Annotated in this window: 21 protein-coding genes and 1 tRNA gene; 16 read left to right on the forward strand and 6 right to left on the reverse strand. The window is 70.2% G+C overall.

What is annotated here, in order from left to right; all coding sequences use genetic code 11:
* Positions 1–29: 29 nt before the first annotated feature.
* From NOO62_RS23755 to NOO62_RS23775, 5 genes are all read right to left on the reverse strand, one after another.
* A complete protein-coding gene (locus NOO62_RS23755; protein WP_398977421.1) occupies positions 30–1,112 on the reverse strand; it encodes a 2-oxoacid:ferredoxin oxidoreductase subunit beta in 1,083 nt (360 codons plus the stop codon).
* Between the two features lies 1 nt (position 1,113).
* On the reverse strand, positions 1,114–3,045 hold the full coding sequence (locus NOO62_RS23760; protein ID WP_268772908.1) for a 2-oxoacid:acceptor oxidoreductase subunit alpha: 1,932 nt from the start codon (positions 3,043–3,045) through the stop codon (positions 1,114–1,116).
* Positions 3,046–3,551: 506 nt separating this feature from the next.
* Positions 3,552–4,211: a response regulator transcription factor gene (locus NOO62_RS23765; RefSeq protein ID WP_321170654.1), complete on the reverse strand. Its 660-nt coding sequence runs from the start codon at positions 4,209–4,211 to the stop codon at positions 3,552–3,554.
* A gap of 423 nt (positions 4,212–4,634) precedes the next feature.
* The gene (locus tag NOO62_RS23770) at positions 4,635–5,999 is read right to left on the reverse strand and encodes a sensor histidine kinase (RefSeq protein WP_268772910.1); all 1,365 of its coding nucleotides are present in this window, start codon (positions 5,997–5,999) and stop codon (positions 4,635–4,637) included.
* 216 nt (positions 6,000–6,215) lie between these two features.
* Positions 6,216–7,409: a sensor histidine kinase gene (locus NOO62_RS23775; protein ID WP_268772911.1), complete on the reverse strand. Its 1,194-nt coding sequence runs from the start codon at positions 7,407–7,409 to the stop codon at positions 6,216–6,218.
* A 219-nt stretch (positions 7,410–7,628) separates the two neighbouring features.
* Here NOO62_RS23775 and NOO62_RS23780 point away from each other — a divergent pair, with 219 nt between their 5' ends.
* The 15 genes from NOO62_RS23780 (at position 7,629) to NOO62_RS23850 (ending at position 21,179) form a co-directional block, all read left to right on the forward strand.
* Positions 7,629–8,018: an NADH-quinone oxidoreductase subunit A gene (locus NOO62_RS23780; RefSeq protein WP_150171008.1), complete on the forward strand. Its 390-nt coding sequence runs from the start codon at positions 7,629–7,631 to the stop codon at positions 8,016–8,018.
* Positions 8,019–8,077: 59 nt separating this feature from the next.
* Entirely contained in the window at positions 8,078–8,692 is a 615-nt protein-coding gene (locus NOO62_RS23785; protein ID WP_321170655.1) for an NADH-quinone oxidoreductase subunit B family protein, read from the forward strand.
* Positions 8,689–9,915, forward strand: coding sequence for an NADH-quinone oxidoreductase subunit C (locus tag NOO62_RS23790; protein WP_268772912.1), 1,227 nt, complete (start codon positions 8,689–8,691; stop codon positions 9,913–9,915). The genes NOO62_RS23785 and NOO62_RS23790 overlap by 4 nt, the downstream gene beginning before the upstream one ends.
* Positions 9,912–10,880, forward strand: coding sequence for a complex I subunit 1/NuoH family protein (locus NOO62_RS23795; RefSeq protein WP_268772913.1), 969 nt, complete (start codon positions 9,912–9,914; stop codon positions 10,878–10,880). Before NOO62_RS23790 ends, NOO62_RS23795 begins: the two co-directional genes overlap by 4 nt.
* Complete coding sequence (locus NOO62_RS23800; protein WP_268772914.1) at positions 10,880–11,446, forward strand: NuoI/complex I 23 kDa subunit family protein; 567 nt, start codon at positions 10,880–10,882, stop codon at positions 11,444–11,446. Before NOO62_RS23795 ends, NOO62_RS23800 begins: the two co-directional genes overlap by 1 nt.
* Positions 11,443–12,102 (forward strand): NADH-quinone oxidoreductase subunit J, encoded by a 660-nt coding sequence (locus tag NOO62_RS23805; protein WP_414930871.1) that lies wholly within the window; start codon positions 11,443–11,445, stop codon positions 12,100–12,102. Before NOO62_RS23800 ends, NOO62_RS23805 begins: the two co-directional genes overlap by 4 nt.
* Positions 12,102–12,512, forward strand: coding sequence for an NADH-quinone oxidoreductase subunit NuoK (gene nuoK / locus NOO62_RS23810; protein WP_268772915.1), 411 nt, complete (start codon positions 12,102–12,104; stop codon positions 12,510–12,512). Before NOO62_RS23805 ends, nuoK begins: the two co-directional genes overlap by 1 nt.
* Entirely contained in the window at positions 12,509–14,518 is a 2,010-nt protein-coding gene (locus NOO62_RS23815; protein WP_268772916.1) for an NADH-quinone oxidoreductase subunit L, read from the forward strand. The genes nuoK and NOO62_RS23815 overlap by 4 nt, the downstream gene beginning before the upstream one ends.
* Positions 14,519–14,548: 30 nt before the next feature.
* Positions 14,549–16,258: an NADH-quinone oxidoreductase subunit M gene (locus NOO62_RS23820; RefSeq protein ID WP_268772917.1), complete on the forward strand. Its 1,710-nt coding sequence runs from the start codon at positions 14,549–14,551 to the stop codon at positions 16,256–16,258.
* Positions 16,255–17,787 (forward strand): NADH-quinone oxidoreductase subunit N, encoded by a 1,533-nt coding sequence (locus NOO62_RS23825; protein WP_268772918.1) that lies wholly within the window; start codon positions 16,255–16,257, stop codon positions 17,785–17,787. Before NOO62_RS23820 ends, NOO62_RS23825 begins: the two co-directional genes overlap by 4 nt.
* A gap of 183 nt (positions 17,788–17,970) precedes the next feature.
* On the forward strand, positions 17,971–18,834 hold the full coding sequence (htpX, locus tag NOO62_RS23830; RefSeq protein WP_150185717.1) for a zinc metalloprotease HtpX: 864 nt from the start codon (positions 17,971–17,973) through the stop codon (positions 18,832–18,834).
* Positions 18,831–19,226 carry a YccF domain-containing protein gene (locus tag NOO62_RS23835; RefSeq protein WP_268772919.1) on the forward strand — a complete coding sequence of 132 codons (396 nt, stop codon included), beginning with the start codon at positions 18,831–18,833 and terminating at the stop codon, positions 19,224–19,226. Before htpX ends, NOO62_RS23835 begins: the two co-directional genes overlap by 4 nt.
* A 14-nt stretch (positions 19,227–19,240) precedes the next feature.
* On the forward strand, positions 19,241–20,113 hold the full coding sequence (locus NOO62_RS23840) for a hypothetical protein (protein WP_268772920.1): 873 nt from the start codon (positions 19,241–19,243) through the stop codon (positions 20,111–20,113).
* Between the two features lie 74 nt (positions 20,114–20,187).
* Positions 20,188–20,724 carry an SMI1/KNR4 family protein gene (locus tag NOO62_RS23845; protein WP_268772921.1) on the forward strand — a complete coding sequence of 179 codons (537 nt, stop codon included), beginning with the start codon at positions 20,188–20,190 and terminating at the stop codon, positions 20,722–20,724.
* Between the two features lie 188 nt (positions 20,725–20,912).
* Complete coding sequence (locus NOO62_RS23850; protein ID WP_268772922.1) at positions 20,913–21,179, forward strand: GlsB/YeaQ/YmgE family stress response membrane protein; 267 nt, start codon at positions 20,913–20,915, stop codon at positions 21,177–21,179.
* A gap of 90 nt (positions 21,180–21,269) precedes the next feature.
* On the opposite strand, the gene NOO62_RS23855 is transcribed toward NOO62_RS23850, so the two are convergent.
* Positions 21,270–21,758, reverse strand: coding sequence for a YajQ family cyclic di-GMP-binding protein (locus NOO62_RS23855; RefSeq protein WP_268772923.1), 489 nt, complete (start codon positions 21,756–21,758; stop codon positions 21,270–21,272).
* 197 nt (positions 21,759–21,955) lie between these two features.
* Between NOO62_RS23855 and NOO62_RS23860 the strand changes: the two genes are divergently transcribed.
* Positions 21,956–22,037 (forward strand) — tRNA-Tyr (locus tag NOO62_RS23860).
* The last annotated feature ends 35 nt before the right edge of the window (positions 22,038–22,072 follow it).

A 22,072-nucleotide genomic window follows, 5' to 3' on the forward strand; every position in this document is an offset into this window, starting at 1 on the left:
CGCAAGAGAACACACAAGAGAAGGCCGGACTAGCCGACGACTGTCCACGTGTCGCCGCCGGCGAGCAGCGCGGCCAGGTCGCCCTTGCCGTTCTGCTCGATGGCGGTGTCGAGCTGGTCGGCCATGAGCGTGTCGTAGACCGGCCGTTCGACGTTGCGGAAGACGCCGATCGGCGTGTGGTGCAGCGTGTCCGGATCGGCGAGCCGGGAGAGGGCGAACGCCGTGGTCGGCGACGTGGAGTGCGCGTCGTGGACCAGGACGTCGCCCTCGTTCTCCGGTGTGACGGCGACGACCTTGAGGTCACCGGTCACCGTGTCGCGTACGACACCCTTCGAGCCTTCGGTGCCGAAGCGGATCGGCTGCCCGTGCTCGAGGCGGATCACCGCCTCCTCCGCCTGCTGCTTGTCCTTGAGGACCTCGAAGGCGCCGTCGTTGAAGATGTTGCAGTTCTGGTAGATCTCCACCAGGGCGGTGCCGGGGTGCTCGGCGGCCTCGCGCAGCACCTCGGTGAGGTGCTTGCGGTCGGAGTCCACCGTGCGCGCCACGAACGACGCCTCGGCGCCGATGGCCAGCGAGACCGGGTTGAAGGGCGCGTCCAGGGAACCCATCGGCGTCGACTTCGTGATCTTGCCGACTTCCGATGTGGGGCTGTACTGCCCCTTGGTGAGGCCGTAGATCCGGTTGTTGAACAGCAGGATCTTCAGGTTCACGTTGCGGCGCAGGGCGTGGATCAGGTGGTTGCCGCCGATGGACAGCGCGTCACCGTCACCGGTGACCACCCACACGCTCAGATCCCGCCGCGACGACGCGAGGCCGGTGGCGATGGCCGGGGCGCGGCCGTGGATGGAGTGCATCCCGTACGTGTTCATGTAGTACGGGAAGCGGGAGGAGCAGCCGATGCCCGAGACGAAGACGATGTTCTCCTTCGCCAGACCCAGCTGCGGCATGAAGCTCTGCACCGCGGCAAGCACGGCGTAGTCACCGCAGCCGGGGCACCAGCGCACCTCCTGGTCGGACTTGAAGTCCTTCATGGACTGCTGGGCCTCGGCCTTGGGCACCAGGGAAAGCGCTTCGATCGTGCTCCCGGTCCCCTCCGGCCCGGCCGTTTTCATGTCAGCCATCGATGGCCTCCTTGAGAGCCGTGGCGAGCTGCTCGGCCTTGAACGGCATTCCGTTGACCTGGTTGTACGAGACTGCGTCCACCAGATATCGCGCCCGGATCAGCGTGGCGAGCTGCCCGAGGTTCATCTCGGGGATCACCACCTTGTCGTAACGCGCGAGGACGTCGCCCAGATTCCGCGGGAACGGGTTGAGGTGGCGCAGATGGGCCTGCGCGATGGACTCACCCGCGGCACGCAGCCGCCGGACGGCCGCGGTGATCGGCCCGTACGTCGAACCCCAGCCGAGGACCAGCGTGTCGGCGTCCCCGCCCGCGTCGTCGACCTCCAGGTCGGGTACGGCGATCCCGTCGATCTTGGCCTGGCGGGTCCGGACCATGAAGTCGTGGTTGGCTGGGTCGTACGAGATGTTGCCCGTGCCGTCCTGCTTCTCGATGCCGCCGATGCGGTGCTCCAGACCCGGCGTGCCCGGGATCGCCCACGGGCGGGCCAGGGTCTGCGGATCGCGCTTGTACGGCCAGAAGACCTCGCTGCCGTCGGCCTCGGTGTGATTGGTGCCCGAAGCGAACTGAACCCGCAGGTCGGGCAGTTCGTCGACCTCGGGGATGCGCCAGGGCTCCGAGCCGTTGGCGAGGTAGCCGTCGGAAAGGAGGAACACCGGTGTCCGGTACGTCACCGCGATCCGGGCCGCCTCCAGCGCCGCGTCGAAGCAGTCCGCCGGGGTCTTCGGCGCCACGATCGGCACCGGCGCCTCGCCGTTGCGCCCGAACATCGCCTGGAGCAGGTCGGCCTGCTCGGTCTTCGTCGGCAGGCCCGTACTCGGCCCGCCGCGCTGGATGTCCACGACCAGCAGCGGCAGTTCGAGGCTGACGGCCAGGCCGATGGTCTCCGACTTGAGCGCCACACCGGGGCCCGACGTCGTCGTCACCGCGAGCGATCCGCCGAACGCGGCGCCCAGGGCCGCGCCGATGCCCGCGATCTCGTCCTCGGCCTGGAAGGTCCGCACGCCGAAGTTCTTGTGCTTGGAGAGCTCGTGCAGGATGTCCGAGGCGGGAGTGATCGGGTAACTGCCCAGGTAGAGCGGCAGATCCGCCTGCCGGCCCGCCGCGATCAGACCGTACGACAGTGCCAGGTTGCCGGAGATGTTGCGGTAGGTGCCGGTCGCGAACGCGTGGGAGGCGGGGGCGACTTCGTAGGAGACCGCGAAGTCCTCGGTGGTCTCGCCGAAGTTCCACCCCGCGTGGAACGCCGCGATGTTCGCCTCGGCGATCTCCGGGCGCTTGGCGAACTTGGCTCGAAGGAACTTCTCGGTTCCCTCGGTCGGCCGGTGGTACATCCACGAAAGGAGTCCGAGCGCGAACATGTTCTTCGAGCGCCCCGCGTCCTTGCGGGAGAGGTCGAATTCCTTGAGGGCCTCCACGGTCAGCGTGGTCAGCGGCACCGGGTGCACGCTGTAGCCGTCCAGGGAGCCGTCCTCCAGCGGGGAGGTGGCGTAGCCGACCTTCTGCATGGCGCGCTTGGAGAACTCGTCGGTGTTCACGATGACCTCGGCGCCGCGCGGCACGTCACCGATGTTCGCCTTCAGCGCCGCCGGGTTCATCGCCACCAGTACGTTCGGGGCGTCGCCCGGCGTCAGGATGTCGTGGTCGGCGAAGTGCAGCTGAAAAGACGACACGCCCGGCAGTGTTCCTGCGGGCGCGCGGATCTCGGCGGGGAAGTTCGGCAGCGTCGACAGGTCGTTGCCGAAGGACGCGGTCTCCGAGGTGAACCGGTCACCCGTGAGCTGCATACCGTCACCGGAGTCGCCCGCGAAGCGGATGATGACCCGGTCCAGACGCCGCACGTCCTTGTCACCTGCGGGCTTGCGTTGCTCTCCGACGACAGCTCCGTCGGCCTGCTCGGCTTGGCTACTGACCTGGCTGGTCACTGAACTGGACCTCCCTCGAGGCGACTGAGCGGATCGCCGGGACGACCGGCGCTCCCAAGGTCCACCCTACGTCTGTAAGGGTCGCCTTCCTGGGGTTGTTCGCATGATGGATGTACTTCTGAGACACCGTGTTGCGCTGGTTTGCCATGGTTCGCCTCGCCCCCCGGTCCGTCATGGATGACGCTCCCCGCTCATCCTTTGGTTCTAGGACTTGCGTCCCTGGGGCCTGCTTCCGGCCGACTCCGGCTGCCTGCGACGTTCGGTCACTCTCCGTGGCTTCCCCTGATCCCGCTCCTGATTCCACTCCTGATTCCGCTGGTCGCGCTCGTGCCTACGGTGATGTCCCGTCGGGTCCCGGGCGTGTCCGAAGGCGCCCCTCGATGGCCCTGGCAAGGGGTCCGACGGCACCCGACCGGGGCTCCAGTGACGCCCGACCGGGGCTGTGGCCACAGCCCCGGACCGGCGCCTTCCGCCGGCTCCCGTCTACCTGACAGGGTGTCAGTTGTTCATGAGTTGAGATAGGTGAGGACCGCGAGCACGCGGCGGTGATCCCCGTCGCTCGGGGAGAGCCCGAGCTTCAGGAAGATGTTGCTCACGTGCTTCTCGACGGCGCCGTCGCTCACCACGAGCTGCCGGGCGACCGCCGAGTTGGTCCGGCCTTCGGCCATGAGGCCGAGTACCTCGCGTTCGCGCGGAGTAAGCCCCGCGAGCACATCTTGCTTGCGGCTGCGGCCGAGGAGCTGCGCCACGACCTCCGGGTCGAGCGCCGTGCCGCCGTCCGCCACGCGCACCACGGCGTCGACGAACTCCCGCACCTCGGCGACGCGGTCCTTGAGCAGATAGCCCACACCACGGCTCGAACCGGCGAGCAGTTCGGTGGCGTACTGCTCCTCGACGTACTGCGAAAGGACCAGGACCCCGAGGCCGGGGTGCTGATGCCGCAGATACACGGCGGCGCGCACGCCTTCGTCGGTGTGGGTCGGCGGCATCCGCACGTCGGCGACGACCACGTCCGGCAGCGTGTCCTGCGCGGCCAGCTCGGTGATCGTCTTGATCAGGGCGTCGGCGTCTCCCACCCCGGCGACCACATCGTGCCCGCGGTCGGTCAGCAACCGGGTCAGGCCCTCCCTGAGCAGCACTGAATCCTCGGCGATGACCACCCGCACTTTGTCCTCCACTTTTTGGCCCCCCGGCACTTTTTCTGGCCCCCGGGCACTTTTGGCCCCCCGGCGCGCTTGTCTGGTCCGCGTCCGGCCGTCGGCGGTGTTGCCGGCCGGACACGTGGCGCCGACCGCTTGGCGCCGAACACTTGGCACCTCAGTATCGCGCGATCCGCCGCGACCCACCGGCCCGCTCGCCGGACTGCTCCCTTGCCGCCGGGGCAGGGGGCCGCCCCCGGTGGGGGTACGTACCGGGGGCGGGGGGCGAGGGGGACTTAGCTCAGGACGAGGCGGGGCGAGGCGGGGCGAGGCAGGGCGGGGCTCAGCTCAGGAGTGCGGCGGGGCGGGGCGGGGTGGGGCGAGGCCTCAGGAGTGCGGCGAGGCGAAGGCGGGGCTCAGCGCCGCACTCGGGGCCAGCGGCCGACCCCCTCAGGCCTGGCGCCACGGCAGTTCCGCCGTGATCGTCGTCGGGCCGCCCACCGGCGAGTCGACGACCAGGATCCCGTCGACCGCGTCGAGCCGCTCCGCGAGCCCCGCGAGGCCGGAGCCCGCCGACACGTCGGCGCCGCCCGTCCCGTTGTCGGTCACCTGGAGCATCAGCCGGTTCTCGGCGCGCCAGACGTCGACGCCCGCGGCCCTGGCACGGCTGTGCTTGCTGATGTTCTGCAGCAACTCGGAGACCGTGAAGTACGCGATGCCCTCGATGGCCGCCGCCGGGCGGCTCGTCAGGTCCACCTCCACCTGGACCGGCACCGTGCAGCGGGCCGCCAGCGAGGAGAGGGCGGCGTCCAGGCCGCGGTCGGTGAGGACGGCGGGGTGGATGCCGCGGGCCAGATCACGCAGCTCCTGCAAGGCCACCTTCACCTCGCCGTGCGCCTCGTCGACCATGCGCGCCGCCGCCTCCGGGTCCTCGGACAGCTTCTCCTTGGCCAGGCCCAGATCCATGGCGAGGGCGACGAGGCGGGCCTGCGCGCCGTCGTGCAGATCGCGCTCGATGCGGCGCAGGTCGGCGGCGGCGGTGTCCACGACCACGCCACGGTCCGACTCCAGCTCGACGACGCGGGTCGCGAGCCGCGAGGGGCCGAGCAGCCCGTACACCATCACGCGGTCCACGGTCGTCAGCGCCCGCAGGATCCACGGAGTGGCCAGCGTGATGAGGAGGCCCGTCGCGGCGGTGATGCCGATCTCGAAGGGGTTGTCGAGGTAGATGCGGTGCCCGTCGTCCCCGCCGTACAGCTGGATGCCGTCCTGTCCTCCGTACATCGGGAAGAGCCAGAACCACAGCGGATACGTGAGCATCACCCAGCCGTACGCCCAGAAGATGATCGCCACCGTGAACGAGAAGACCGACCACGGCAGCATCAGCAGCGAGTAGAGGACGTGCCGCCAGGACGCACCGCTCTTGAGGACCGCGCCCACGAGCGCCATCGGACCGCGGCCGTTGGGACGCAGCGGCTCCGGCGCGGCGACGTCCACGCCGAGCAGGCCGCGCGCCCGCGTCCGTTCCAGGGCGCCGATGCCGCGGCAACCCGCGAGGGCGGCCGCGAGCACCGGGATGCCGATGAAGGTGATCAGCAGGCCCACGCCGAGCGAGAGCATGGTGACGGCGAAGACGAAGGACGTGATGCCGATCGGCAGGCTCAGCATGGTGTAGCCGAACTCCCGCCAGGTGCGGGCCTCGATGGGGGCGCGCAGTCCTGCGGGCAGCCGGTGGCGCCGCCGCTCCTCGACGTCGGTTCCCCGGAAGTCCGGCCGGTCCATGTGCGTGTACCCCTGTCCGTAATCCGTGGCCATCGCTGCCGTCCGTTTCTGCGTCCGTATGTGCGAGCCTGAGCTGGGCCTGGGCCCGTGGTGTTTCGTGTTTCACGGCTGCCTGTCCGCCGTGGTTGCCGTGGTTGCCGTGGTTACAGACTCGCCGCTGCGCCGGCCCCGGGCCATGGAGCCGGTCGGCGTCTTGAACCGGGGGTTTTCCCTACCTCCGGGACCCGTGAGGGTCAGCGGCGGCACCCGTCACTTGCGGAGGCCGGGCGCCGCGTCCGTCGAGCGGTCGCGCCACGGCAGCTCCGCCGTGATCGTCGTGGGACCGCCCTCGGGCGACTCGATCACGAAGAGCCCGTCCACCGCGCCGAGCCGGTCGGCGAGCCCCGACATGCCCGTGCCGCCGTCGAGCCGCGCCCCGCCACGCCCGTCGTCCCACACCTGGATGAGCAGCCGTTCGTCCGCGCGCCAGACGTCGACGCTCGCGCTCCTCGCCCCGCTGTGCTTGCTGATGTTCTGCAGCAGCTCGGAGACCGTGAAGTACGCGATGCCCTCGATGGCCGCCGCCGGGCGCGCGGGCAGGTCGGCGGCCACCTTGACCGGCACGGTGCAGCGCGAGGCGACCGAGGAGAGGGCGGCGTTCAGGCCGCGGTCGGTGAGGACGGCGGGGTGGATGCCGCGGGCCAGGTCGCGCAGTTCCTGCAAGGCCAGTTTCACCTCGCCGTGCGCCTCGTCGACCATGGAGGCCGCGGCGTCGGGGTCCTCGAGGAGCTTCTCCTTGGCGAGGCCGAGTCCCATGGCGAGGGCGACGAGGCGGGCCTGCGCGCCGTCGTGCAGATCGCGCTCGATGCGGCGCAGGTCGGCGGCGGCGGTGTCCACGACCACGCCCCGGTCGGACTCCAGTTCGGCGATCCGCCGCTCCAATTCGTCGGAGGGGGAGAGCAGGCCGCGCACCATCGCCCGGTCCGCGTTGGTGAGCCCGCGCACGATGAAGGGCAGCACCGGCCAGAGCACGAAGAGCCCGACGGCGACGACGGCGAAGGTCAGCACGCCCCAGGGCAGCCGGATGAACCCGTACAGCATGGTGCGCCAGCCCACCGGGTCCTTCAGGTTCGACCACAGCCGCCCGAGAAGACTCTGCCCCCGCTCTCCCGGCATCGGACTCGGCTCGTCGACCCGTACGCCCAGCAGTTTCCTGGCCCGCGCCCGCTCGGCCCTGCCCAGGACGCGCGCGCCGAGCAGCGCCAGCGCGAGCAGCGGCAGGCCGACCACGGTCACGGTCAGACCGATGCCGACGGACAGCACGCTCACCGTGTAGACGAAGGCGACGATGCCCATCGGCAGGTTCACCAGGAGGTGGACGATCTCCTTCCAGGTGTACGTGTCGTACGCGAAGCGCGCGGGCGGCGGCCGGTCGTCGTGCAAAGGCGTGGTGCGTGCGGTCATACGCGCTAGGGTGCCCGGCCCGCCGCCGCGACGCCATGAGGGCGGCCGCCCGGACGGCCGGGGGATAACCCCACCCGAGGGCGACCGCGACGTGACGCCCTGCTTACCGAATGCGTGACGCTCTGCTTACTGAACCTTTAGCAGGCCCTAGACTCCCGTGCGTACAGATCGTCGAAAAGGGCCAGGAAGGTCAAGGAGTTCAGGGAGTGAGGGGCTGACGTGCACGTGACGAACGTCGCGGCGAGCTACTACCAGTCGTACTCCGTCGTCGGACTGCTCGCCGTCGTCGGCGTGCTGTTCGTCGCAGTGGCCTTCGGCGCGGGGCGGTTGCTGCGCCCGGTGGTGCCCACCCCGGAGAAACTCCTGACGTACGAGTGCGGCGTCGACCCCGTCGGCGAGGGCTGGGCCCACACCCAGGTCCGCTACTACGTCTACGCGTTCCTCTACGTGATCTTCGCCGTCGACTCGATCTTCCTCTTCCCCTGGGCGACGATCTTCGCCGCGCCCGGCTACGGCGCGACGACGCTCGTGGAGATGTTCATCTTCCTCGGCTTCCTCGCCGTGGGCCTGCTGTACGCATACAAGAAGGGCGTCCTGACGTGGACGTGACCCCGGACACCGACGGGCAGCCCGTGCCGCAGCCCGCTGCGCAATCCGCTTCGCAGCCTGTGCCGCAACCCGCTTCGCAACCCGCTTCGCAACCCGTGCTGCTTCCCGAGCCGAAGAGGCTGGGCGCGCTCGCCCGGCTGGCCCCCGAACCGATGAAGGTGGTCCTCAACTGGGGCCGCCGGTACTCCCTCTGGGTCTTCAACTTCGGCCTCGCCTGCTGCGCCATCGAGTTCATCGCCGCGTCCATGGCGCGGCACGACTTCATCCGGCTCGGTGTCATCCCCTTCGCGCCCGGGCCACGCCAGGCCGACCTGATGGTCGTGTCCGGCACGGTCACGGACAAGATGGCACCCGCCGTGAAGCGCCTGTACGAGCAGATGCCCGAACCGAAGTACGTCATCTCCTTCGGCGCCTGCTCCAACTGCGGCGGCCCCTACTGGGACTCGTACTCCGTCACCAAGGGCGTCGACCAGATCATCCCCGTCGACGTGTACGTCCCCGGGTGCCCGCCCCGCCCCGAGGCGCTGCTCCAGGGCATCCTCAAACTTCAGGAGAAGATCGCGCGGGAGTCGCTGGGGGAGCGGTACGCGAACGGTTCCGGCGCCCGCCCCTCGGCAGCCGTACTCCAGAGCGGCCTCGTACAGCCGCCCGCGCCGGGGGAGGCCACGGCATGACCGGCTGGCTGCCGAGCCTCGTCGAGGAGCTCTTCGGTGCGGAGGCGACGGCCGAGGAGTCGTACGACGTCCTGACGGTCGACGTCCCCGCGGCCTCCTGGACCACGGCCCTGGAGACCGCCCGCACCACCCTCACCTGCACCTACTTCGACTGGCTCAGCGCGGTCGACGAACCGGGCACGGGCTTCCGCGTCGCCGCCCACGTGGTCGCCCTCGCTCCCGTACGCCGCCTCCTCGTCCGTACGACCGTCGCGCACGACGCCCCGGTACTCGCCTCCGCGGTCGACGTGTACGCGGGCGCCGCCTGGCACGAGCGCGAGACCCACGAGATGTTCGGCGTCATGTTTGAGGGCCACCCCGGACTGACCCCGCTCCTCCTGCCCGACACCTTCGAAGGCCACCCCCTCCGCAAGGACTTCGTACTCGCGGCGCGGGTAGCGAAGGCCTGGCCGGGCGCCAAGGAGCCGGGCGAGTCGGAGCACGGCGGCCCCAAGCGCCGCCAGATGCTGCCGCCCGGCGTCCCCGACCCGAACGAGTGGGGCCCGCTCAAGGGCCAGCTCCCCGCGGCCCCGGCCCGCCCGGCCCGCGGCGCGGGACGCGCGGCGGGTGCGGGTGCGGGTGCGGGCGCCGCAGGCCGTGCGGGTGCAGGCGAACGCCCGCCCCGCAGAACCCGCTCGGTCAGCCAGGGCTCGGCAAGCCAGACGGCCCCCGAAGCGCAGCCCACGGGGACCCCGGAATCTCCGGTGACTCCGGAGGTCCCGGCGACCCCGGACACGCAGCCCGGCACAGTGCCCACCGAGGCACAACAGCCGGACGCCCCGGCCCGCCCCCCGCGCCGCGCACGCAGCGCGAGCCAGGGTTCGGCATCCCAACGAGCGGCAACCCCGGAACCGGAAACCTCGGAACCGGAAACCTCGGAACGGGAAACCCCGGAACCGGAAACCCCCCAACCGGCAACCACGCAACAAGAGCCCCCCGCTCCGAAGGCCGCCCCCGAACCGAAGTCCGACGCCCCGTGGCACCACGCCCGCCCGGCGTTCGAGCCCTCGGACCAGCCGAAGCCCACGACGAAGCCAGACACCCCCCGTACCGGGGAAACCGAAAACCCCAAGGACACCGCCGACACCGGGAAATCCGCGGACTCCGGCGGCACCGGGAAATCCGCGGACACCGCCGACACCGCGGACTCCGGCGACACCGGAAATACCGGAGGCACCGAGTGAACGACGCCCTCGACGTCGCCCTGCGCCTCGTCATCGTCTTCGCCGTGTTCCTGGTCCTCCCCCTCGTCATCGGCCAGACCGAGCACAAGGTCATGGCCCACATGCAGGGTCGCCTCGGCCCGATGCACGCGGGGGGCTTCCACGGCTGGGCGCAACTCGTCGCCGACGGCGTCAAATTCGCCCAGAAGGAAGACGTCGTCCCCGCCGCGGCCGACCGCCGAGTCTTCCAACTCGCGCCCGCCATCGCCCTGCTGCCCTACCTCCTCGTCCTGATCGCCATCCCGATCGGCCCCGACGAGGGCGCGGTCGGCGAGGTCATCGACGCGGGCATCTTCTTCGTGCTCGCGGTGATGGGCGTCGGCGTACTCGGCTCCCTCATGGCCGGCTGGGCCAGCGCCAACAAGTTCTCCCTCCTCGGCGGCCTCCGTACCGCCGCCCAGCTCCTCGCGTACGAGCTTCCGATGCTGCTCGCCGCCGCCTCGGTCGCGATGGCCTCGGGCACGGTCTCACTGCCCGGCATCGTCGACGCCTTCGAGTGGTGGTGGCTGCCCTGGCAGATCGTCGGCGCGCTCGTCTTCTTCATCGCGGGCCTCGCCGAACTCCAGCGCCCGCCCTTCGACATGCCGGTCGCCGACTCCGAGATCATCTTCGGCGCCTACACCGAGTACACGGGCCTGCGCTTCGCCCTCTTCCTCCTCGCCGAGTACGCGGGAATCGTCGTCCTGTGCGGTCTGACCACCGTCCTCTTCCTCGGCGGCTGGCACGGACCGTGGGGCGCCGACGGCTTCGGCTGGGTCTGGACCCTGCTCAAGACGGCCGTCCTCGCCTTCGTCGTGATCTGGCTGCGCGTGTCCTACCCCCGTCTCCGCGAGGACCAGCTCCAGAAGCTCTCCTGGACCCTCCTCGTCCCGCTCGCCCTCGCGCAGATCGCGCTCACCGGAATCGTGAAGGTGGCGATCAACTGATGCCCCCGATCCCAGGCTCGGGCCTCGCCAAGGGCCTCGCCGTCACCCTGCGCACGATGACGAAGAAGACCGTCACCGAGCAGTACCCCGAGCACCAGCCCGAACTGCCGCCCCGCACCCGCGGCGTCATCGGCCTCTTCGAGGAGAACTGCACGGTCTGCATGCTCTGCGCCCGTGAATGCCCCGACTGGTGCATCTACATCGACTCCCACAAGGAGACGGTGCCGCCCGCCGCCCCCGGCGGACGCGAGCGCAGCCGCAACGTCCTGGACCGCTTCGCCATCGACTTCGCCCTCTGCATGTACTGCGGTATCTGCATCGAGGTCTGCCCCTTCGACGCGCTGTTCTGGTCGCCGGAGTTCGAGTACGCCGAGACCGACATCCACGAACTCACCCACGAGCGCGACAAGCTCCGCGAGTGGATGTGGACCGTCCCCACCCCACCCGCCCTGGACCCCGCAGCCGAGGAGCCGAAGGAACTCGCCGCCGCCCGCAAGTCGGCCGAGAAACTGGCCGCGGCTGAGGTGGCTGGGGCAGCCGAGGCGAAGGGCGAGGAGTCGTCGTGAACATCGCCGCCGAAACGATCGCCGTCGAAACGATCGCCTCCGGAACACGCGCCGCCGAAACACAGGGCTTCCTGTCCCCGACGGGTGTCGAGATCGCCTTCCTCCTGGTCGGCCTCGTCACCCTCGGCGCGGCCGTCATCACGGTCACGACGAGGCAGCTGGTGCACGCCGCGCTGTGGCTGGTGGTCGCGCTCGGCGGGCTCGCCGTCGAGTACCTCCTCCTGACCGCCGAGTTCATCGCCTGGGTCCAGGTCCTCATCTACGTCGGATCCGTCGTCGTACTCCTCCTCTTCGGACTGATGCTCACCAGGGCCCCCATCGGCCGCTCACCGGAGGCCGATTCGGGCAACCGCCCCGTCGCGCTCGCGGTGGCCCTCGTCGCCGCGGCCGCCCTGGTCTGGGTCGTCGTGGACGCGTTCCGCACCACGGTGATCGACCTGGACGGCGCGGCCCAGGGCTCCACCGACGTGACCGGCTCGATCCTCTTCCGGCACTGGGTGCTCCCCTTCGAAGCCCTCTCGGTCCTCCTCCTCGCCGCCCTCGTCGGCGCGATCGTCCTGTCCCGCAAGAGCACCGCCCAGGACCAGTCGCAGGCCCAGAACCGAGGACGGACCCAGAACCGAGGCCGCTCCCAGGACCAGGAGGAGAACAACTGATGCACCTCCACCTCGCCTACCCCGCGGTCCTGGCCGCCCTCCTCTTCTGCGTGGGCCTGTACGGCGTGCTCGCACGGCGCAACGCGATCCTGGTCCTGATGTCCGTCGAGCTGATGCTCAACGCCGTCAACCTCAACCTCGTCGCCTTCGACGTCTGGCTCCGCGACTCCCTCCACGCCGGTCAGGCCCTGACCCTCTTCACCATCGCCATCGCCGCCGCCGAGATCGGCATCGGCCTCGCGATCGTCCTGGCGGTCTACCGCAACCGCGGCAGCTCCGCCGTCGACGACCTCCGCGACACCGCCGAGCACCCGGACGACGACCCCGGCGACAGCGACGGCGATCCCGGCGACACCGGCGACACCGACGAAGAGGCCGCACCGGCGCAGAAGGCTGAGGCCACCGCGTGACCACGACCACCCTCGCCGTCCTCGTCCCCCTCCTTCCGTTCCTTGGCGCGGCCGCGGGCCTGCTGCTCGGCCGACGGATCCCCGGTCTCGTACGCCCCCTTGCCGTGCTGCCCACGCTGACGGCACTCCTGCTCGCCGTGCTCGTGGCGGCCCGTCAGGGCGGGGGCACCGGCGGCGGCACGGCTGCGGTCGACGCCGCCACCGAACTCACCCCGACCGGCTCGGTCCCCATCGAGCTCGCCCTGCACATCGACGGCTTCGCCGCCCTCGTCGCCGTCCTGGTCGGCGTCGTCGCGTCGTGCGTGCAGATCTACTCGACGGGCTACCTCCGCGAGGACCCGCGCTACCCCTCGTACGCCTCCCTCGTCTCCCTCTTCACCTCCGCGATGCTGCTCGTCGTCTACTCCGGCGACCTGATGGTGCTCCTGGTCGGCTGGGAGATCATGGGCATCTGCTCGTACTTCCTGGTCGGCCACTACTGGGAGACCCCCGAGGCGCGCGCCGCCTCCCTGAAGGCCTTCCTCGTCACCAAGCTCGGCGACGTCCCCTTCCTGATCGGCCTGTTCGCGCTCGCCGCCGACACGGGCTCCTTCCGCATCACGACGATCCTGTCGACGGTCGCGGACAACGGCCTGGACCACCCGACGCTGATCGCCCTGCTGCTGCTCGCGGGCGTCGCCGGCAAGTCCGCGCAGTTCCCGCTCCACACCTGGCTGCCCGACGCGATGGCAGGCCCCACGCCCGTCTCCGCGCTGATCCACGCCGCGACGATGGTCGCCGCCGGTGTCTACTTCGTGGCCCGGCTCCTCCCCGTCTTCGCCCTCTCCGGCGCGGCCCTGGTCGTCCTCGCCGTCATGGCCGCCGTCACCATGGCCGGCTCGGCCCTCGCCGCGCTCGCCCAGGACGACATCAAGCGCGTCCTCGCGTACTCGACGATCGGTCAGCTCGGCTACATGACCGGCGCTCTCGCCGTCGGCGACCGCGGTGCCGCCGTCTTCCACCTCCTGTCGCACGGCGCCTTCAAGGCGCTCCTGTTCCTCGCGGCGGGCGTGATCATCCACGCCGCCGGCACCAACTCGCTGGCCGCCATGTCCCGCATGGACGGCCTGCGCGACCGCATCCCCGACGCGTACTGGACGATGACCGTGGCGCTCCTCGCGCTCGCCGCGATCCCGCCGTTCAGCGGCTTCTTCTCCAAGGAGGCGGTGCTCGGCGCCGCCGAGCACACGGCCACCGGTCACGCCGAGTCCGTGCCCACCGCGGCGGGCTGGATCGTCCTCGTCGCCGGTCTCCTCACCGCCCTCCTCACCGCTGCCTACGCGACGCGCCTGTGGCTGCTCGCCTTCCACGGCCGGGGAGCACAGGTCCCCGACCATGGGCGCCAGCCCCTCGCGATGACTGCCGTGCTCTGGGTGCTCGCAGTCCCCTCACTCGTCTTCGGCCTGACCGTCGGCGTCCTGCCGGACTGGTTCGACGGCCACTCGCTCGCCCCGACGCTCACCACCTCCGTCCTGGGCACGGGCGTCGCCCTCGTCGGTGCCCTGGTCACCTACGGCGCGTGGCGGCACACCACGGCGCTCGCCGCCCGCGTCCCCATGGGCGCGGTCGCCGCGACCCCGGACGGCGACGGCGCCCAGGTCGAGGCGGAGGCCATCGCCACCCACACGCTCGCGTACGGAGACGTCGCCTCGGCACCGGACCCGGCCGACCCCGGCCGTCTGCTGCTCGGCCCGCTGCACCGGCACGCGGCTGCCGGCTTCCACCTCGACGCCGTCCACACCGCCCTGTTCGTGCGCCCCGTCCGCGCCGCGGCGAGCCTGGTCCGCTTTCTGGACCGCGAGGTCGTCGAGACGTACGTGCGCGGTGCCGGCACCGCACCCCGCTGGCTCGGCGCGGCCGTCCGCCGCGCGCAGACCGGCAACGTGCAGACCTACCTGAGCGCGCTGCTCGCAGGCACGGTCGTCCTGGCCGTCGCCGCCGTCCTTGTCGCCACCGCCGGAGCGTGAGCAGCCGTGATCGGTATCAGTGAGTCCGTGATGCAGTTTCTTCTGGCGTTGATCGTCGTCGGCCCGCTCATCGGCGCTGTGGCCGCTCTCCTGCCCGCCCCGCCCGGGCTGAAGGGAAAGTCGCCCGACCAGGCCGTGCTGCGCCACGGCGTGGTCGTGACCGGCGCGATCCTGCTCGCAGCGATCGTCCTCGCGCTCGGCTTCGACCACGACCAGCCGTCGAAGATGCAGGCCACGACCGATATCAGCTGGATCCCCGCACTCGACGTGCGCATCCATCTCGGCATCGACGGCATCTCGCTCCCCCTTCTGGTCCTGACCGCGCTGCTGACCTTCCTCTGCGCGCTCTACTCCTACTTCAAAATGCCGACCGGGCCTTCCCCCAAGGCGTTCGTCGCACTGATCCTCATGCTCGAGTCCGGCACCCTCGCGACCTTCGCCGTCCTCGATCTGCTGCTGTTCTTCCTGGCGTTCGAGATGGTGCTCATCCCGATGTACTTCCTCATCGCCCGCTGGGGCGGTGAGCAACGGGTCCAGGCCGCCTGGAAGTTCATCCTCTACACACTGCTCGGCTCCGTCGTCATGCTGCTGGGCCTGCTCCTCATCGGGCTCAAGTCCGGCACATTCGACATGGTGGCACTCGCCACTGACAACGGCCGGCACCTGACCACATCCGTGCAGGTCATCGCGGTTCTGGCGATCGGGATCGGGCTCGCGGTCAAGACGCCGATGTGGCCGCTGCACAGCTGGCTGCCCGACGCCCACACCGCCGCGCCCACCGTCGGATCGGTGCTGCTGGCCGGCGTCATGCTGAAGATGGGTACGTACGGGTTCGTCCGGATCATCCTGCCTGTCGCCCCGGACGGAATGCGGGAGTTCGCGCCGTACCTCGCCGCCTTCGCGGTCGTGGGCATCATCTACGGATCCCTGGCCTGCCTCGCGCTCGCCAAGCAGGGCGCGAAGGGCGACCTCAAGCGCCTCATCGCGTACTCGTCCGTCGGCCACATTGGCTTCGTCCTGCTCGGCATCTCGACGATGAGCCCCACCGGCGTGAACGGCGCCCTGTTCGCCAACATCGCCCACGGCCTCATCACCGGCCTGCTCTTCTTCCTCGTCGGCGCGCTGAAGGACCGCACCGGCACGACCGACCTCGACACCCTCGCGCAGGGCTCCGGCGCCGCGCTCTACGGCAGGGCGCCCCGCCTCGGCGGACTCCTCGCGTTCGCCGCCGTCGCCTCGCTCGGCCTGCCGGGCCTCGCCGGGTTCTGGGGCGAAATGCTGGCGCTGTTCGGCGCGTTCGAGCCCGCGGCCGACCTGAGCCGTCCCGCCTTCCTCACCTTCATGGCGATCGCCGCCTTCGGGACTCTGCTCACCGCCGCGTACATGCTCATCGTCGTACGCCGCGTCTGCATGGGCCCGATGCCGCGGACGACCGAGGAACCCGCGCACGGCAAGCTCGCCGATGAACCCGCGCACGGCAAGCTCGCCGATGAACCCGCGCACGGGGAGGTCGCGGACGAAGCCGCGCACGGGAAGCTCGCCGAGGGACCCGCGCCCAAGGCCCTCGCCGGCACCCGCGCTCCCTCCCGTGTCCCCGAGTTCGCCGACGTCCGCGGTTACGAGTTCGCCGCCTGGACCCCGCTCGTCGCCCTCACCGTCCTCGCCGGACTCTGGCCCGCGGCTCTCCTCGGCCTCACCGACCCGGCCGTGCAGAAGCTCCTCACTGGAGGCAAGTCGTGACCGTGGCCGCCGAAAGCGCCGCAAGCCTCGTCCAGTCCGTCGACTGGCTCGCGATCGCGCCGCCGACCATCGCGGCGGTCGTCGGCCTCGTCGTGCTCGTTGCCGACCTCTTCGTGAAGGACGGCAAGAAGGCGCTCCTCGGCTGGATCTCCGTGGCGGGTCTCGCCGCGGCCGCGCTCGCCCTGCTGCCGCTCCTGAACGACGACCGTTCGACCTTCTGCCTGACCGGCGGCGGCACGCACGCGTGCAGCTACACCGCCGACCGCTTCACTCTCGTCATCCAGCTCCTCGTCCTCGGCGGCGCCCTGCTCGCCGCCCTGCTCTCGATGAGCACCCTCAAGGACTCCGGCGACGAACTGCCCGCCGGGGAGTACTGGTTCCTGCTGCTGTCGTCCGCGGCGGGCGCCGCCCTGCTGCCCGCCTCACGGGACCTCGCCACGCTCATCGTCGCCCTCGAAGTGGCCTCCCTCCCGGCGTTCGCCCTTGTCGGTCTCAAGCGGGGCGACAAACGCTCCTCCGAAGCGGCCCTGAAGTTCTTCCTCTCCTCCGTCACCGCGACCGCGGTGACCCTCATGGGCGTCAGCTTCGTGTACGCCGCCACGGGCACGCTGCACCTCACAGACATCGCCACAGAGCTCCAGAATGTCGATGGTCAGCTGCACACCCTCGCTCAGACGGGCGTCGCCCTCACCCTCGTCGGCTTCGCCTTCAAGGTGGCGGCCGTGCCCTTCCACTTCTGGGTGCCCGACACCTACGTAGGCGCGCCGCTGCCCGTCGCCGCCTACCTCTCGGTCGTCGGAAAGGCCGTCGGCTTCACCGGCCTCATCCTCGTCACCGTCGTCGCCTTCCCGTCGTACGCGGACGTCTGGGGCCCGGCACTCGCCGTCCTGGCCGCACTCACCATGACCGCGGGCAACGTGGCGGCCCTGCGCCAGCAGGCCACGCGCGCGTACAGCGCGGTGCGTCTCCTTGCCTGGTCGTCGGTCGGCCAAGCGGGCTACCTCCTGGTGCCGATCGCCGCCGCCGGATACGCCGACGACACCGCCGACACCGAGAAGGCCATCGGTTCCACCGTCGCCTACGCCCTGATGTACACGGCCGTGAACCTCGGCGCCTTCGCCGTGGCGGCCCTCGTCGGCCGCACGCGGCGCCTGAACCGCGTCAGCGACTACCGCGGGCTGTACGCCCGCAAGCCGCTTGCCGCCCTCGTTCTCGGCTTCTTCCTGCTCTGCCTGGCCGGCCTGCCGCCCGGCATCATCGGCCTCTTCGCCAAGGTCACGGTCTTCTCGGCCGCCGTCGACGCGGGCCTCGGCTGGCTCGCCGTGGTGATGGCCGTGAACGTGGTGATCGCGCTCTTCTACTACCTCCAGTGGACCGCGCTCCTGTTCCGCGCCCCCAAGGGCGAGCCGGTCGAGCACCGTGTCCCCGCCCCGCTCACCGCGGCCATCGCGCTCACGGCGGTCCTCGGCATCGCCCTCTCCGGAGCGCCCCAGCTGATCCTCAGGTTCTCGGACACCGGCCTCTTCTGACACACTCCGCGACCGGCCGCGGCAAGGCGCGCGCGACCATCACCCGCGCGGCCTACATCGCTCCTGCGTGCACAAGGGAACTAGTGCTCCCCGCCTGGCGTTGACCAGTACGGGAGGGTCCACTGAACAGTGGAAGCACCAGTCAGCAGAGGGTTCCCCCACGCACCACCAGGAGGGCGTACCGTGCACCGCCGGCACAACGGATTGAAGACCGCCGTACTCCTCGGGGGACTGTCCGCGCTCATCCTTGTCATCGGCAGTTTCTTCGGGCGTACGGGCCTGATCGTCGCGCTGTTCGTGGCGCTCGGCACCAATGCGTACGCGTACTGGAACAGCGACAAGCTCGCCCTGCGCGCCATGCGTGCCCGCCCGGTGAGCGAATTCGAGGCCCCCGAGCTGTACCGCATGGTCCGCGAGCTCTCCACCCAGGCCCGCCAGCCCATGCCCCGCCTGTACATCTCGCCCACAGAGGCGCCGAACGCGTTCGCGACGGGCCGCAACCCCCGCAACGCGGCCGTGTGCTGCACCGACGGCATCCTGCGGCTCCTCGACGAGCGCGAGCTGCGCGGAGTCATCGGCCACGAGCTCAGCCATGTCTACAACCGGGACATCCTGATCTCCTCGGTCGCGGGCGCCCTCGCGTCCGTGATCATGTTCCTGGTCAACTTCGCCTGGCTGATCCCTGTCGGCCGCTCGAACGACAACGACGGGCCCGGCATCTTCGGGATGCTCCTGATCATGCTGCTCGGCCCGCTCGCGGCCTCCATCATCCAGCTCGCGATCAGCCGCTCCAGGGAGTACGAGGCCGACGCGTCCGGCGCGCAGCTCACCGGCGACCCCCTCGCCCTCGCCAGCGCGCTGCGTAAACTCGAAACAGGGACGAAGCAGTTGCCGCTGCCGCCCGAGCCCCGTCTCGAGACAGCGAGTCACATGATGATCGCGAACCCCTTCCGTCCGGGACAGGGCATGTCCAAGATGTTCTCCACGCATCCGCCGATGGCGGAGCGCATCGCCCGACTCGAGCAGATGGCAGGTCGCCAACAGTGAAGACAATCCTCAACGTCATATGGCTCGTCCTCTGCGGCTTCTGGATGTTCCTGGCGTACCTCCTGGCGGGCGTACTGCTCTGCATCACCATCATCGGCATCCCGTTCGGCCTGGCCAGCTTCCGCATCGGCCGCTATGCCCTGTGGCCCTTCGGCTACACGACGGTCGAGCGCCGCGACGCGGGCGCCGCGTCCTGCGTGGGCAACGTCCTGTGGCTGGTCCTCGCCGGCTGGTGGCTCGCCATCGGCCACATCGTCACGGGCCTCCTGCTCTGCGTCACGATCATCGGCATCCCCCTGGGCGTCGCCAACTTCAAGCTGATCCCCGTCTCCCTGCTGCCGCTCGGCCGCGACATCGTCCGCACCGACCAGCCGTTCGCCGCGCGCTACTAGCGGGGCGCACGACGGTGCAGCAGCCGAAGTACGCCCTCGCCGCGTACGACCCGGAGGCCGCCCCGTACGACGAGATCTGGGCGCTCTGCGCGGACGCGCAGCACCTGTTCGCCGATCAACTGCCGCACCAATCCGGCCTCCCCGAAGAGCGTGACGCCCCGTCGGACGAGCTGACGGAGCCTCCGGTGCGGCTGCTCGGCTGCGCACCGCGCGGCGCCCTGCGGGACGCGCTGGAGTCCGGCAGAGGCGACCTCGGCCACGGCCGGGTGCTGCGCCTCGGAAGGCTGGGGCGCCCCCTGCAGCACGCCGTGGAGGGCGAGGTCGTGGCCTGGATCCCTTCCGCGCGCGGAAGGGGCCTGGTCGACCTGGCCCTGGAGCCGTGGACCGTACGGCCGCCGCGTGCCGCCGGGATGGTCTGGGACGCCTGGTGGTCCGGCCGCCCCACGGAGCCCAACATCTGGGCGCGTGACGGCATGGGCGCGGACGGCCGGTCCCACTGGCTGGCCATCGCCCGCGAGCACGCGGAGCAACTCGCCCCGGCGCGCGCCCCCGCCACGACTTGCCACCTCGACGGCCGCCACATCACCGACGAACCCGCCTTCTACTGCGCACTGGGCGAGGCGGTGAACGGGCCCGGAGGCTACGCCGGACAAAGCCCGGAAACCCTCACGGACCACACCCGCGGGAAAACCGACTCCCTCCGCGGGAAAACCGACGCCCTCCGCGGAGCAATGGACACCCCGTCTCCCCACACCCTCGTCTGGCACACCGCGTACACAGCGCGAACCTGTCTGGGCGTCACACCGCGAACGGACGACCACGCACGGACCTTCGAGGAACTCCTGGCCCTGCTCAGGCAGATGGACATCGAGGTACTCCTGGCCTGAAGGCTCAAACGCCGGACAGGGGAGGAGGCGGCCGCCCGGGACGCATTGTCAGTGCCGTGGTCCACCATGAACTCATGACCGACGCCGAGCAGTTGCTGGCCCGTGTCGCCGCCGAGGCGCGCACCACCCGTCCCTGGGGATGGGACTCCCTGCCCACCCCCGTGGACGCGGACACCCTGGCCCGCGCGGAGGCGTCCCTGGGCTTCACGCTGCCGCCGCTGCTCACCGCGCTCTACACCCGCATAGGAGACGGCGGGTTCGGCCCGGAGTACGGCCTGTTGCCGCTGCTCGAAGGCAAGTCCTCCGGAGGCGAACCGGCGGTCGTCGAGAAGTACCACGCGATGCGCGAATCCGCCTGGGGCTGGCCCGAAGGCGTGCTGCCGATATCCCACTGGGGCTGCGCGATGTACGCGTGCGTGGACTGCCGGACCACCGACGGACAGGTCCTGCTCTTCGAACCCAACGGCGGCGATCCCCGGCACGCCTGGTTCGTCGACGCCCCGACCCTCACAACCTGGCTCATAGCGTGGCTCGACGGCACGGGGTGGTACGAGGAGGAGAACGACGGCATGGACCTACCGCCGTGGGAGGACACCCGCACGCGCGAGTAGCAGCGCTTTTTCCTCGCCCCCGTGCACCCTCGCCCCCGTGCACCCTCGTCCCCTGGCACTCCCGACCGCCCGACCGCTGTGGCATGCGCCGCACCTCACGGATCACCGCAACCGCGCCTCTCCGTAGAGACGTCCTAACAGGACAACAGCGCACCAAGCTCACCGCGCGGGAAAGGCCGGGTCATCACATGGGCATCATCAGCTGGATCGTCTTGGGACTGCTGGCCGGAGCGGTCGCCAAACTGCTGCTGCCCGGCCGCGACCCGGGCGGTTTCATCGGCACGACCGTGATCGGCATCGCGGGCGCCTTCATCGGCGGCTGGATATCGGCCCGCTACCTGGACCGCCCGATCGCCGACGACTTCTACGACGGCGCCACCTGGGTGGCGGCCATCGGCGGCTCACTCGTCCTGCTCGTCGCCTACCGCATCCTCTTCGGACACTCACGGCGCTGAGACGCCGTCCCACGGTCTGCGGCCAGCAGCGAGGGCGGGCGCCCCACGGGGGTGCCCGCCCTCAGTAGTCCGTGCGACGGCGAACCCGGCCTACCGGTAGTTCACGAACTGCACGGCGAAGTCGAAGTCCTGCCCCTTGAGCAGTGCCTGCACGGTCTGCAGGTCGTCCCGGCTCTTCGAGCTGACCCGCAGCTCGTCGCCCTGGACCTGCGCCTTGACGCCCTTGGGACCCTCATCGCGGATGATCTTGGCGACCTTCTTCGCGTTCTCCTGGGAGATGCCCTCTTCGATCGAGGCGAAGATCTTGTACTCCTTGCCGGACAGCTGCGGCTCGCCCGCGTCCAGCGACTTCAGCGAGATGCCCCGCTTGATCAGCTTGGACTGGAAGATGTCGAGGATCGCCTTGACCCGCTCCTCGCCGTTCGCCTCCATCAGGATCTTCTCGCCGGACCACGAGATCGAGGCACCGGTGCCCTTGAAGTCGTAGCGCTGCGAGATCTCCTTGGCGGCCTGGTTGAGGGCGTTGTCGACCTCCTGCCGCTCGACCTTCGAGACGATGTCGAAACTGGAGTCGGCCATGTCCTGTGGCTCCTTGTATCGGGGTATGCGTACTCAGCGGATACACGGCCGACTGACGCTGGCCGCATCCGCAAAGCCTAGCCACCGCCCCCGCACGGGGTGCCGATCAATCGGGTGGCGAAGCACCCCCGGGCATCAGGTATCGTTTACGTCGTTGCCACGGAGCGCCGCGAAAGCGGAGTGTGGGCAGCAAACCCGGCGGTGTGCCCGAGCGGCCAAAGGGAGCAGACTGTAAATCTGCCGGCTCAGCCTTCCCAGGTTCGAATCCTGGCGCCGCCACATGAAGGTAAACCCCCTCCGATCTGCGGAAACGT

It is taken from the genome of Streptomyces sp. Je 1-369 (assembly GCF_026810505.1).
In the GTDB taxonomy this organism is placed as follows: Bacteria; Actinomycetota; Actinomycetes; order Streptomycetales; family Streptomycetaceae; genus Streptomyces.